Here is a 13,118-nt window from a genome sequence, read left to right as displayed (position 1 = left end):
ATTTTCGAGTTTCCGTTAGGGGAGTCAGCTGAGATGGGACTGACCGCGAGGATCCGTACCCGGGACGGTTGGGCCGTGTCGCACGCGGTCGTCACCGTGGCCGACATGACCGGTGCGCAGGCGCTGCGTGCCGAGGCGGACGCGGAGGGCCTCGTCCGGGACGCGACGCCGCTGGAGCCGGGGGCGTACACCGTCATCGTCACCGCCGTCGGCTACGCGCCCGCCGCTTCCAGTGTGATCGTCACGGCGAGCCGCCGGGCCGAGGTCGGCACCGTGACGCTGGCACGGCAGGGCGGCACCGAGCTGCCGCCGCCGGGGCCGTGGACGGTCGACCCGGTGCACTCGAGTGTGGCCGCCGTGGCACAGCACCTGGGCATCTCCAGCGTGCACGGCCGGTTCACGCAGTTCTCCGGCTCGATCGAGATCGCCCCGGACGACGTCACCAAGTCGCGGGTGGAGGCGGTGATCCGGGCCGCGTCCATCGACACCGGCAACGGCATGCGCGACGGGCACCTGAAGTCGCCGGACTTCCTGGACGTCGAGCGGTTCCCCGAGATCACCTACCGCTCGGCCGGGCTCACGGCGACCGGGTCCGACCGGTGGACCGTGCACGGCGAGCTGGGCATGCACGGGGTCGTACGGGCCGTGGACCTGGACCTGGCCTACCTCGGCACGGGCCCGGACCCGTGGGGCGGCACCCGGGCGGCGTTCCGCGCCACGACCGAGCTGCACCGCGAGGACTTCGCGATGAACTACAACCAGGTGCTCCAGGCCGGCATCGCCGCCATCGGTACGACGCTCAAGGTGGAGCTGGACATCCAGGCCGTGCAGGGCGAGTCACTTCCGGCCGTCTGAGGCCGGCCCTGAGACCTTCGCCACCAACTGGTCGCACAGGTCCCGGAGTTTGACGTTCCGGTGTTGCGAGGCGCGCCGCAGCCGCTCCAGCGCGTCCCGGGCGTCGATCCGCTCCCGGGCCATGAGGATGCCGATCGCCTGGTCGATGACGCTGCGGGAGAGCAGCGCGGTGCGCACGTCGGCCGCCGACTGGCGCTGGTGCTCGATACGCAGCGCGACGTCGATCGCGCCCCCCGCCCGGGCCGCGAAGGTCCGGGCCGTGTCCCGGGCCGCGCCGAGCGCCCCGGGCCGCAGGCCGTAGTAGTTGATCGCCGCCCACGTCTCGCCCTCGACGGCGAGCGGCACCGCCAGGGCGCACCGGACGCCCTTGTCCAGCGCGTACGGCGTGTACGCCGGCCAGCGGGACTCCTCGGCCAGGTCGGGTGCGTACTGCTCGACGCCGGTCTCGGCGGCGTCGACGCAGGGGCCCGAGCCGTTCTCGTACTGCCTCTGGTCCAGGCCGCTGGGCAGGCCGTCGCTGCCGGCCAGAGTGAGCAGCCGGCCGCCCCGGCGCACCGTGATGCTGCACGCGGCGGCGCCCGGCACCTCCTGCACCGCACGGTCGGTCAGATCGCGCAGCAGGGTGTCGAGACCGCTGCTGCGCACCATCGCCTGGTCCAGCGTGTCGGACGTCTCGGAACTCATGAACGTACGGGTATCCCGTCGGCGTCCCTTAACGCCCCGGCCCTAACTCACGGTGCCTCATGCGGAGTTGTGAGAACCGACGATCCCACGGGCCAGATCGCGCAGTTTCACGTTCTCCCGCTGGGAGGCCCGCACCAGGCTCTCGAAGGCGGCGGCCGCGTCGATGCCCTGGCGCTCCATGAGGATGCCGGTGGCCTGGCCGATCAGGTCCCGGGTGTGCATGGCCTCGGTGAGCTGCTCGCGCACGGTGGCGGACTCCAGGGCGATGCTGACGTGCGTGGTGAACAGCCGGCCGATGCGCGCCGCGTCCTCGTCGAAGGCGCCCGGTTTGCGCGCGTAGGCGGTGAGCACGGTCAGCCGGCGGCGGTCCGCGCGCAGCCGCAGCGACAGCGCCGAGCGCAGTCCCAGGGCGGACAGCACGTCCCAGCCCTCGCCGGCCTCGCTGTCCGTCACCCGCGCCACCGGGCTGTGCCACAACTGGTCCCAGTGCCCCTGCGGTTCGCGGCCGCCGTGCCGGGCCTCGGCGGAGCGTACGACGTCGTCGCTCCAGGCGAGCGTGCGGAACTTGTTGCCGCGCTCGATCTCGGAGATGCCGGCGTGCTCGGCCCCGGGCATGAGGTGCACGGCCAGCCGGACCGCCGTGCGCAGGGTGTTGTGCGGCGAGGTCTTCTCGTGCAGTTGCTGAGCCGCCACCGTCAGGGCCTCGGCCAGCTCCAAGCCGACCGGAAAACGGGGCAAATCAGGAAACTCGGACGCAGCCACCACGAACCTCTTCGGCATGCACGACCATGGCCGTGCGCAGGAGAGCTCCGCAGCACATTCCCGACTGCGAGCACAGGACGGACAGCACTCTAGCTGCTCGGTTGCGTCCAGGTGACGTCCGGCCGACGGCCGCCACGTGCGCTTCCGCAGGCGCGCCCCGGCGTGGTGGAATGGGCCCGAGGGTCAGGAAGCGGCCTTACCGGAACACGGACGAACGTCTGCCAGGTGAGTGCTGTGACTTTCTTCCCGAATCCCATCGAACCGCCGGACCTGCCCGGCCGCGTTCGTCTCACCCTGCCCGCCGAGATCGACTTCGGCAACGCGGAGCAGCTGCTTCCGCTCATCGTGTCCGAGACCCGGGCCCGTGGTGACCGGCTGGAGGTACTCGTCCTCGACCTCACCGCGACCCGCTTCATGGACTCCCAGGGCATCCGCCTCATCAACGACGTACGCCACCGGCTGCGCCCCGGGGCCCGGATGCGGCTGGTGGCCCGGCCGGACGGTGTCGCGAGCCGCGTACTGGAGCTGACCGGCCTGCGCCGGGACGTGCCCGTGTACGACAACCTCGCCGAGGCCATGGCGTCGTAGGCTGCCTGGCATGGCACCGAACATCGCGACGAACACCCGCGTCTCCCTCGACGAGTTGCTCGACTTCGTACGGCCCCGGCACCACGCGATCCTGCTGACCCGGCGCTCCGACGGCGGCCCCCAGGGCTCGCCGCTGACCTGCGGGGTCGACGACTCCGGCCGGATCGTCGTGTCGACGTACCCGGAGCGGGCCAAGACCCGCAACGCCAAGCGGGACCCGCGCGTGAGCCTGCTCGTCCTCAGCGACGACTGGAACGGCCCCTGGGTCCAGATCGACGGCACGGCCGAGGTCCTCGACACCCCCGACTCCGTCGAACCGCTCGTGGAGTACTACCGGAACATCGCCGGGGAGCACCCCGACTGGGACGAGTACCGCGCGGCGATGGTCAAGCAGGGCAAGTCGATCATCCGCATCACGCCGGAGCGGTGGGGGCCGGTGGCGACCGGCGGGTTCCCGGCACGGCTGGTCGAGGGGGAGTAGCGGGAACTCCCGCTCAGTCCTCCCGCTCCCGGGCGACCATCGCCTCGATGCCTGCGATCAGCAGTTCCAGCGCGAACTCGAAGTCCCGCTCCAGCATCTCGGCGACGGTGTCACCGCCGCGCGCCGCCATGATCTCCTGGGACTCCTGCATGACGTCGGCGGCCTGCGGGGCCGCGGTGACCGTGCTCAGGGCCTGCTGGAAGTACTCGTCCACGGTCATGCCGCCGGCCGCGGCCCGGGCGGAGAGATGGCCCTCCAGCGTGCCGTAGCCGTAGACGAACTGGAAGACGGCCGAGATCGTGCTCGTCAGACGCCTCGCGGGCAGTCCGGTCCGGCGCACGACGCGCTGTACGGTCCGCGAGAAGGCCAGGTTGTTGGGGCCGATGTTGAGGAAGACGCCGACCAGCGCGGACACCCAGGGGTGACGCACCAGCAGGGTCCGGTACTCCCTGGCGAGCGCCCGCACCTGGTCCCGCCAGTCCTCGCCGGCGGCCGGATCGGGCAGCCGCATCTCGCCCATGACCTCGTCCAGGGCGAGTTCGAGGAGGTCGTCCTTGGTGTCGACGTACCAGTAGACGGACATCGCGGTGACGTTCAGCTCACCGGCCAGCCGCCGCATCGAGAACTTGGCCAGCCCCTCGGCGTCGAGCAGCCGCACGGTGACCTCGACGATGCGGGCCCGGTCCAGACCCGAGGGCTGCCCTCCGCCACCGCTCCGCCGGCGCGCTTTGCTTTCCAGCCAGACGCTGGTCCGCGGGGCCTTCTCGGACGCCTTCGCCATGGCGCACCTTCCTCGACTTGCCAACGCCGATCATGCTTTCAGGGGCGCGGGGCTGTGTCGACCTGCGGCTCCGCCGCGGGGCGCGACCAGCCACAACGGCCCCGCACCCGCGGGACGGCCGTACGCCCCGAGCTCTCAGGCGGATTCTGCCCGCTCAGCCCGCCGCAACAACGCCGCCGCGACCAACCCCCCGGCCAGCACAGCCACCGCCCCCACCAACTGACTGGTCTCCAGCCCGGACGCGAACGCGTCGGAGATACGCGCCTTCTCCTCCGCGCTGTCCGCCGCGGCCAGCGCCGCCGGCAACGACGCCGCCGACACGGCGACCAGCGACGCGAACCGCGCATTGAGCACCGCACCGAGGACCGCCACCCCGAGCCCGTTGCCGAACTCCGCGAGCGTCCCGTTGATCCCCGCTCCCACCCCCGCCTTCTCCGGCGGTATCGCACTCATGATCGCGTTGGCCATGGCCGGCATGGACAACGCCACACCCGCACCCATCACGACCAGGCCGAGCAGCATCCCGCCGTATCCGTGCCCGCCGAGCAGCGCGATCGCCGCCAGCCCGGCCGACACCAGGGTCATGCCGAGCGCGATGGCCGCCGGCGTACCGGCCTTGAGCACGAGCTTCGCGCCGACCCCCGTGAAGTTGAGCGCCACCACGGTCAACGCCAGCGGCGCCGTCCGCAGACCGGCGTCCAGCGGCTCGTAGCCGAGCACGAACTGGAGGTGCTGGGTGAGCAGGAACAGCGAGCCCGTCATGCCGAACGCCACGAGGATCGCGCCCGCGACCGCGCCGACGAACTTCTGGTTGCGGAAGAAGTGCATGTCGAGCATCGGGTTCTCGGTCCGCAGCTCCCACAGCACGAAGATCCCGAGTACGGCCACGCCGATCAGCGCGGAGACCAGCACCTGGCCGGACGTCCAGCCGTGTTCGGGGCCGGTGATGATCGCGTACACGACGGACGTCATGCCGATCGTCGAGAGCACCGCGCCGACCAGGTCGGGCCGGTCACCCGTCTTGTGCTTGGACTCCGGCACGAGGGCCGCGACCGCGATCAGGCCGAGCACGGCGACCGGGATGTTGATCAGGAAGATCGCGCCCCACCAGAAGTGGTTCAGCATCACTCCGCCGATCAGCGGCCCGGCCGCGAAACCGAGCGAACTGACCGTGGACCACAGCGCGATGGCCTTCACCCGCTCCTTGTCGTCGAAGATCTGCACGACGACGGCGAGGATCGTGGTCATCAGCAGCGCGCCGCCGACACCCATGCCGGCGCGGGCCGCGATCAGCTGGACCGGGCTCTGGGACAGCCCGGCCACCAGCGAGCCCACGCCGAAGATCACCAGGCCCGCCATCAGCAGCAGCTTGCGGCCGTAGCGGTCGGCGGCGTTGCCCGCCGTGAGCAGCAGGCCGGACTGCACCAGTGAGTAGGCGTTCATCATCCACTGGACGTCGGCGGTCGTAGCGTCCAGCTCGCGGGTGAGCGAGGGGATCGCCACGTTCAGGATCGTGTTGTCGAGCAGCACGGTGAGCTGCGCGAGGCAGATGACACCGAGGATCAGCCAGCGCTGGGGGTGGCCACCGGATGCCGTCTGCGGCTGGGCCTCTTCCTGGGGGGACGTCGTCATACTGTACACCGTAGAATAATTCCCATACGGCGTACAGCCGAGCAATCGAGCCACGGGAGAAGGGCGGTGGCTTTCGGCCACCGCCCTTCTCCTGTGTCAGGCAACGGTCAGCTGCTCGCCTTCTGCGTGAGGTCGTAGAAGGTGGCCGAACCGGCCGTGACCTTCTTGAAGTTGGCCTCGACCCAGGAGGTGATCCGGGAGGACGTGCCGTCGCTGCCGCCGCGCATGCCGCCGCCCGCGCCGGACGCGATGAAGTAGTGGATCTTTCCTTCCGCCACGTACTCCTTGAACTGGGCCAGGGTCGGGGACGGGTCCGTGCCGTTGAAGCCACCGATGGCCATCACCGGCTCGCCGGTGGACAGCTGGTAACTCGCGGCGTTCTGGGCGCCGATGGCCGCCGCGGCCCAGGTGTACCGGTCGGCGTCGGTCGTCAGCAGCTTCTTGGCCTCGGAGCCGACGCTGGCGCCATTGAGCAGACCGCCGATGCCGCCACCCATGCCGCCCATCCGGCCGCCGTCGCCGGTCCGGCCTCCAGGGGTGGTGTTCTGCCCCTGCTGGTTCTGCCCCTGCTGGTTCTGGCCCCCGCCCGGGAGCCCTCCGCCGGGGAAGCCGTTGCCCTGCCCGCCCTGGGCGTTGCCGTTGCCGTTGCCGTTCTGCTGGTTCTGGCCGCCGCCGCCCGGGAAGCCGCCACCGCCGGGACCGCCGTCACCGGGACCGCCACCGCCACCGGGACCGCCCCGGCCACCCGCGACCGCCGGACCCGCCGTGACGATCGAGCCCGTGTGCCCCTCGTTCACCGTGGTGAGCGTGTACGCCGCCGGCCCGGCCAGCGCCGCGACCAGGCCCAGCCCGGCCGCTCCCAGAGCCAGTCCACGTCCCAGCCGGCCCGCGAAGATCAGGCCGAGCGCCGCCGTCAGGCCGCCGACCAGGACGAGCCACTTCAGCCAGGGCAGGTAGTCGGAGGAGCGGTTGAGCAGGACGTAGCCCCAGGCCGCGGTGGCCGTCATCGCCACCGCCAGGGTCAGCGACGCCCACGCCTTGTCACGCTTCTCCCAGAGCAGCACCGAGCCCATGCCGATCAGCGGCGCGATGTAGGGGGCGAGCGCCACCGTGTAGTACTCGTGGAAGATGCCCTGCATGTAGCTGAAGACCAGCATGGTCGTCAGCAGCGCGCCGCCCCAGACGAGGAACGAACCGCGCGTCACCGACGTACGCCGTGCCCTGCGGGTGGCCACGAGGGCCGCGACGAGCAGGATCAGCGCGGCCGGGATCAGCCAGGAGATCTGGCCGCCGATGCTGGAGCCGAACAGGCGGTCCCAGCCGGTCTCGCCCCAGTTGCCGCCGCCGTTGCCCCCGCCGCCTCCGCCTCCGCCTCCGACGCTGCCGGTCTCGTCGCCGTTGAGGCGGCCCAGGCCGTTGTAGCCGAAGGTCAGCTCCAGGAAGCTGTTGTTCTGCGAGCCGCCGATGTACGGGCGCAAGGACGCGGGCCACAGCTCGACGATCGCGACCCACCAGCCACCGGAGACGACCAACGCGACCGTGGCGATGGCAAGTTGCCCGAGGCGCTTCTTCACCGGGACCGGTGCGCACACCCCGTGGACCAGGGCCAGCGGCGGCAGGATGAGGAAGGCCTGGAGGGTCTTGGCGAGGAACGCGAAGCCGATGGCGACCCCGGCCCACACCAGCCACTTCGTACGGCCGTCCTCCAGGGCCCGGATGACGAAGTAGCAGGCCACTGCCATCAGCAGGGCCAGCATCGCGTCCGGGTTGTTGAAGCGGAACATCAGCGCCGCGACGGGGGTGAGCGCCAGCACCGCGCCGGCGATCAGTCCGGCCGCGGGACCGAACCGGCGGCGTACGGAGGCGTACACGACGGCCACCGTGCCGACGGCCATGAGGACCTCGGGGAACAGGATCGCCCAGGAGCTGAGGCCGAACAGTCGCACGGACAGGGCCATCGGCCACAGCGCGGCCGGGGGCTTGTCGACGGTGATGGCGTTCGCCGCGTCCAGCGAGCCGAAGAAGAAGGCCTTCCAGGACTGACTGCCCGCCTGGACGGCCGCCGAGTAGAAGGAGTTGGCGTAACCGGAGGCGCTCAGGTTGTAGAGGTAGAGCACCGCGGTCGCCAGGAGCAGGGTGAGGAAGGCCGGGCGGGCCCAGCGGGGATCCTCGGGCCGGCCGCGCCACAGCCGTTGGGGCAGCGGCCGCTTGGGCTCACCGGCGTCCGGGGCCGGTGCGGGGGCAGGGGGGTGATGGGGCCCGGCGTCGGGACTCTGGCCTCTGTCGGTGATCTGCTGGTCGTAGTGGACGGTCATCGGAAGTCCCTCGCATCGGTGTCGTGGGGGCGCACCGGCAGCAGCTGCACGGTGGCGTCCTGCCGGGTGGTGTCCTGCCAGGGGGCGTCCCGCCAGGTGCCCTCCTGCCAGGTGTGGTCCGCGGCTTCACCGGCGCGGAACCTGTCGGTGGGGTATGAGGCGGCCACCGTCGTCTCGCTGTCGTGCCGGTCCGGGAACACCCACGCCCGGAAGAGCAGGAAGCGCAGCACGGTCGCCGCGAGGTTGGCGGCGATGAGGACCGCCAGTTCGGTGGAGTGCGCGGGCTCGGACGTGGCCGCGTTGAGGGCGGCGAGCGAGCCGCTGGTCAGGGCCAGCCCGATACCGAAGACGACCAGGCCCTGCGCCTGGTGCCGTACGGCCCCGCCGCGCCCGCGCACCCCGAAGGTGAGCCGCCGGTTCGCGGCGGTGTTGGCGACCGCCGAGACCAGCAGGGCGAGGGCGTTGGCGACCTGGGAGCCGGTGAAGACCCGGAAGCCGCTGTAGAGGAGCAGGTAGAAGAGGGTGGAGAGACCGCCGACCACGCAGAAACCGACCAACTGACGGGCCAGGCCCCGTGGTACGTCCTTGATCTCACGGTCGCGCGGGTCGTCGCCGAACGGCCGGACGAGCCGGTCCAGCGGCAGCGAACCGGTGGCCAGGGCCCTGCCGACCCGCCACACGCCCTTGAGGTCGTCGGTCGCGGTCTTGACGATGTGCACGGTCGAGTCGGGATCGTCGACCCAGTCGACCGGCACCTCGTGGATCCTGAGGCCCGCGCGCTCGGCGAGCACCAGCATCTCCGTGTCGAAGAACCAGCCGGTGTCCTCGATCAGGGGCAGCAGCACCTGCGCCACGTCACGGCGGATCGCCTTGAAGCCGCACTGGGCGTCCGAGAAGCGGGCCTGGAGCGAGCCGCGCAGGATGAGGTTGTAGACCCGGCTGATGAACTCCCGCTTGGGGCCGCGCACCACGCGGGAGCTGGGCGCCAGCCGGGAGCCGATCGCGAGGTCGGAGTGGCCGGAGATCAGCGGAGCCACCAGCGGGAGCAGGGCGTTGAGGTCGGTGGACAGGTCCACGTCCATGTAGGCGAGGACGGGGGCGTCCGAGGCCGACCAGACGGCCCGCAGGGCCCGGCCGCGGCCCTTCTGCTCCAGGCGGAAGGTGCTGACCTCGGGAATCTCCGCCGCCAGCCGGGCCGCGACCTGCGGGGTGGTGTCCGTGGAGGCGTTGTCCGCGATCGTGATGCGGAACGCGTACGGGAACGTGCGGGCGAGGTGCTCGTGCAGTCTGCGCACGCACGGCTGGAGGTCCTTCTCCTCGTTGTAGACGGGGATCACTACGTCCAGGACAGGCGTACCGGCTGGTGCGGCCGGGAGGTGCTCCCGCGCCGGCAGGGTGCCGGGAGAAGAGTCGGTTCGCATGGAACCGACTTTCGTCAGGCGCCCTGTCGCGCCCATGTGGCGACGCTGTGGCGTGCCTGTGAGTGCTGCGGCCGGCTCGTGTCCGGCTGCAGTCGGCTCACGTATGGCTGCGGCCGGCTCATGTCCGGTTGCGGCCGGCTCATGTCCGGTTGCGGCCGGCTCATGTCCGGTTGCGGCAGCGCGGGCAGGTGCACCGTGAACACGGTCCGCCCGGGCACGCTGTCGACGGTCACGGCACCGCCGTGCGCGCTCGCCACGGCCTGCACGATGGCGAGGCCGAGACCGGTCGAGCCGGTGGCGCGGGTCCGCGCGGAGTCGCCGCGCGCGAACCGTTCGAAGACATGCGGGAGCAACTCGGTCGGAATGCCCTGCCCGTTGTCCTCGACGTCCACGCACAGCCAGGGGCCGCGCCGCTGGACGCGGGCGGTGACGGTCGTACCGGGCGGGGTGTGGGTGCGGGCGTTGCCGAGCAGGTTGACGAGGACCTGCTGGAGCCGGGCCGCGTCCGCCGACACGAGCGCGGGCTCGTCGGGCAGGTCGAGACGCCAGTTGTGGTCCTGGCCGGCCGCACGGGCGTCGCTGACGGTGTCCACGACGAGCGGTACGAGGTCGGTCTGCTCGAACTGCAGCGGCCGCCCGGCGTCCAGCCGGGCGAGCAGCAGCAGGTCCTCGACGAGCAGCGTCATGCGCCCGGCCTCGGACTCGATCCGCCGGAGGGCGTGCCGGGTGTCGGGCCCGACGTCCTCTCTGCCGCGGCGGGTCAGCTCGGCGTACCCGCGGATGGAGGCGAGGGGGGTCCGCAGCTCGTGACTGGCGTCGGCGACGAACTGCCTGACCCGTGTCTCGCTCTGCTGCCGGGCGTGCAGGGCGCCGTGGACGTGGTCGAGCATCCGGTTGAGCGCGGCACCGACCTGACCGACCTCGGTGTGCGGATCGGTCTCGGACTCGGGCACGCGCTCGCTGAGGTTCACCTCGCCGGTGTGCAGGGGGAGTTCGGAGACGCGGGTGGCGGTCGCGGCCACGCGGCGGAGGGGGCGGGTGGCTACGCCGATGAGGACGGAACCGGCGATGGCGGCGGCGACCAGGCCGGCCCCGGTGACGCTCACCTCGACGAGGATGAGGGTGTTGATCGTGGTGGTGACCGACTCGGTGGGCAGGGCGACGTAGTAGAGGCCTCCGTCCTTCCCCTCGACGTACTGCACGCGGTACTCGCCGAGGCCGGGGATGTCGACGGTGTGCATACCCGTGGTCGGCACCTCGGCGAGGGCGGACTTCTGCTCGTCGGTGAGGTCGACGGCCACGTTCTGCCGGAATGGGACGTTCTCCTCGGAGTCCTCGGCGATGAACGCCCGGGTGACCCTGCCGTCGGCGCCGACCACGGCGGCGATGGTGTCAGGCTGCGCCGGTCCCTCGAGGAAGCCTGTGATCCTGTCCGTCGAGTCGAGGTCGACTCCGCCACCGGGCTTCATGGGTCCCGACAGCCGTTTACCGACGTCCTCGACCTGTCCGTTCAACTGCTCGTACAGATGCGACCGCAGGGCGAGGGTCGTCACCGTCCCGATCACCGCACACACGACGGCGATCAGCACTACGGACGCGACGACGAGCCGCGTCCGCAGAGTGCGAGGCTTGCCCGCTCGCGCCGGCTTGCCCGCTCTCTGCTGGGTACGCGGCCGTCGTCGCCCGCTCATGACACCGCGGGCTTGATCAGGTAACCGGCACCACGCCGGGTGTGGATCATCGGCTCGCGCCCCGCGTCGATCTTCCGCCGCAGATACGAGATGTACAGCTCGACCACGTTGGCCTGCCCGCCGAAGTCGTACGACCACACACGGTCGAGGATCTGCGCCTTGCTGAGCACGCGCCGCGGATTGCGCATCAGGAACCGCAGCAGCTCGAACTCGGTCGCGGTCAGGTGAATGTTCTCACCGCCCCTGGTCACCTCGTGACTGTCCTCGTCGAGGGTGAGGTCGCCCACGACCAGCGTGGAGTCGGAGCGCCGGTCGGCTGCACCGGACCGCCGTATCAGCCCGCGCAGCCGCGCGACGACCTCTTCCAGGCTGAACGGCTTGGTGACGTAGTCGTCCCCGCCGGCCGTCAGCCCGGCGATCCGGTCCTCGACGGCGTCCTTGGCGGTGAGGAAGAGCACCGGCACGTCGGGCAGCTCACGGCGCAGCCGTCCGAGCACCGCCAGCCCGTCCATGTCGGGCAGCATCATGTCGAGCACGACGGCGTCGGGCCGGAAGTCCCGCGCGGTCTGGAGGGCGCCGGTGCCGTCACCGGCGCTCCGGATCTGCCATCCCTCGTAGCGCAGGGCCATGGACAGCAGCTCGGTGATCGACATCTCGTCGTCCACCACGAGCACTCGGACGGGGCTCCCGTCCGGCCTCAGCAGTTCGGTGCGCCCCTGGGGCGAGGTCGTGGTCATGGTGAACACGATGTCGGCGCGCTCTGAGAGCGGCCTTTCGACAACCTGTGATTTCCCTGAGAAACACACAGGCGCTTCTCAGGGAACGCCTGGGAAAAAGTCCTCAGCGGGCGGGGTTCATCAGGGGGCGGAGTTCAGCAGGAGGCGGAGTTCAGCAGCAGGCAGGGTTCATCAGCGGCGAGTCAGAACAACCCGTCCTGTACCCCCACCTCCTCCTTGAACCCCCGCACCGGTACGGTCACTTCCCCACCCCCGGCAGGGACCAGCCCCCACCCGCTCATCAACCGCGTGTCCAGCACGACGACCCCGCCCCCGGTCGCCAGATGCAGATCGGGCCCGGCGGCAGCCACGAGCTCCCCGCCCACCACCCCGCCGGCGACGAGCTCGCCCACCTCCCCGACGGCGACGGGCAGCCCGGCGAGCCCGAACACCTCCACGTGATCGACGACCCGCAGGGGCTTGCGCACGAGCGACTCCGGCCACGCGGGAAGCGCCACGGCCCGCGCATGCAACTCGGCGACCTCGACGGCCCGGTCAGCCGCCGCCTCCGGCAGCACGGCCCGTACGGCCCGCTTGTCGACGTAGGGAATCCGGTCGGGCACCCGCAGCGCGGCCCGCAACAACTCCTCCGTACGCCGCGCGGCCATGAGCGGCCCGACTCCGAGCCAGCTGAAGCACACAGCCCCCTGCTCCAGCAGCCGCGCGGAGCCCCGCTCCTCCGCCGTGATCCCGACCTTGACCATGCCGGGACCGAACCACGCCAGATATACGTGATACGGCCGCGGGTCGTCCGCGATCGTGTCGGCGGCCACGGAGTGCGCCCGGTCCAGCCGCGCACACTCCTCGCATCGCGCCCCCGTACTCCGCGCCGACACGACCGCCCTCGCCGGACAGGCATGCCCCCGAGCCCCCACGCATGTCCGCACGCCCCCCTCCGCGACCCCGAAGGCCACGCGTTTCCCCCAGGTCAGCGCGCTGCGCCGCCCACCGTCCCACACCAGCACGGGACCGCCGTCGGACCACCGCAGCCCCGAGCACTTCCATGCCTGTGCCATCTCTGTCGAGACTAGAGGCAACCACTGACATTGATATTGGTAGGCAGGTTCCGGTGGTCGTGGCTCGGCCTCTGACTGACGTCCTGCTGGGCTGTCTTCCCGTTGTTCTGTCCGGC

At 71.2% G+C, this 13,118-nt stretch carries 12 protein-coding genes; 3 read left to right on the top strand and 9 right to left on the bottom strand.

All coding sequences use genetic code 11. From position 1 onward, the window contains the following. Positions 1–33 precede the first annotated feature (33 nt). Positions 34–855 (top strand): YceI family protein, encoded by an 822-nt coding sequence (locus tag AC07F0_RS32870; RefSeq protein WP_478983616.1) that lies wholly within the window; start codon positions 34–36, stop codon positions 853–855. On the opposite strand, the gene AC07F0_RS32865 is transcribed toward AC07F0_RS32870, so the two are convergent. Together AC07F0_RS32865 and AC07F0_RS32860 are read right to left on the bottom strand one after the other, a co-directional pair. Continuing rightward, positions 838–1,539 (bottom strand): GAF and ANTAR domain-containing protein, encoded by a 702-nt coding sequence (locus tag AC07F0_RS32865; protein ID WP_478983615.1) that lies wholly within the window; start codon positions 1,537–1,539, stop codon positions 838–840. The two genes, AC07F0_RS32870 and AC07F0_RS32865, sit on opposite strands and share 18 nt — an antisense overlap. A 57-nt stretch (positions 1,540–1,596) precedes the next feature. Next, positions 1,597–2,319, bottom strand: a complete 723-nt coding sequence (locus AC07F0_RS32860) for an ANTAR domain-containing protein (RefSeq protein ID WP_478983614.1) — start codon at positions 2,317–2,319, stop codon at positions 1,597–1,599. Positions 2,320–2,535: 216 nt separating this feature from the next. Between AC07F0_RS32860 and AC07F0_RS32855 the strand changes: the two genes are divergently transcribed. Next, the gene (locus AC07F0_RS32855; protein ID WP_478983690.1) at positions 2,536–2,889 is read left to right on the top strand and encodes an STAS domain-containing protein; all 354 of its coding nucleotides are present in this window, start codon (positions 2,536–2,538) and stop codon (positions 2,887–2,889) included. A 10-nt stretch (positions 2,890–2,899) separates the two neighbouring features. Beyond that, the gene (locus tag AC07F0_RS32850) at positions 2,900–3,370 is read left to right on the top strand and encodes a PPOX class F420-dependent oxidoreductase (RefSeq protein WP_306965611.1); all 471 of its coding nucleotides are present in this window, start codon (positions 2,900–2,902) and stop codon (positions 3,368–3,370) included. Positions 3,371–3,383: 13 nt separating this feature from the next. On the opposite strand, the gene AC07F0_RS32845 is transcribed toward AC07F0_RS32850, so the two are convergent. The 7 genes from AC07F0_RS32845 to AC07F0_RS32815 all read right to left on the bottom strand — a co-directional run bounded on the left by AC07F0_RS32845 (position 3,384) and on the right by AC07F0_RS32815 (position 13,002). Further along, entirely contained in the window at positions 3,384–4,151 is a 768-nt protein-coding gene (locus tag AC07F0_RS32845) for a TetR/AcrR family transcriptional regulator (protein WP_478983613.1), read from the bottom strand. Positions 4,152–4,286: 135 nt separating this feature from the next. After that, positions 4,287–5,783, bottom strand: a complete 1,497-nt coding sequence (locus AC07F0_RS32840) for an MFS transporter (RefSeq protein WP_478983612.1) — start codon at positions 5,781–5,783, stop codon at positions 4,287–4,289. A gap of 107 nt (positions 5,784–5,890) precedes the next feature. Further along, positions 5,891–8,098 (bottom strand): ArnT family glycosyltransferase, encoded by a 2,208-nt coding sequence (locus AC07F0_RS32835; RefSeq protein WP_478983611.1) that lies wholly within the window; start codon positions 8,096–8,098, stop codon positions 5,891–5,893. After that, positions 8,095–9,519 (bottom strand): bifunctional glycosyltransferase family 2/GtrA family protein, encoded by a 1,425-nt coding sequence (locus AC07F0_RS32830; RefSeq protein WP_478983610.1) that lies wholly within the window; start codon positions 9,517–9,519, stop codon positions 8,095–8,097. Before AC07F0_RS32830 ends, AC07F0_RS32835 begins: the two co-directional genes overlap by 4 nt. 14 nt (positions 9,520–9,533) lie before the next feature. Then, positions 9,534–11,210, bottom strand: coding sequence for a sensor histidine kinase (locus tag AC07F0_RS32825; RefSeq protein ID WP_478983609.1), 1,677 nt, complete (start codon positions 11,208–11,210; stop codon positions 9,534–9,536). Continuing rightward, positions 11,207–11,947 (bottom strand): response regulator transcription factor, encoded by a 741-nt coding sequence (locus AC07F0_RS32820; protein ID WP_399415800.1) that lies wholly within the window; start codon positions 11,945–11,947, stop codon positions 11,207–11,209. Before AC07F0_RS32820 ends, AC07F0_RS32825 begins: the two co-directional genes overlap by 4 nt. Before the next feature lie 182 nt (positions 11,948–12,129). After that, positions 12,130–13,002, bottom strand: a complete 873-nt coding sequence (locus tag AC07F0_RS32815) for a DUF2797 domain-containing protein (RefSeq protein ID WP_478983608.1) — start codon at positions 13,000–13,002, stop codon at positions 12,130–12,132. Positions 13,003–13,118: the final 116 nt, after the last annotated feature.

This window comes from Streptomyces sp. NPDC045955 (assembly GCF_056430805.1).
The sequence above is the reverse complement of the archived record's forward strand: the minus strand, read 5'-3'. Positions and strand labels throughout refer to the sequence as shown.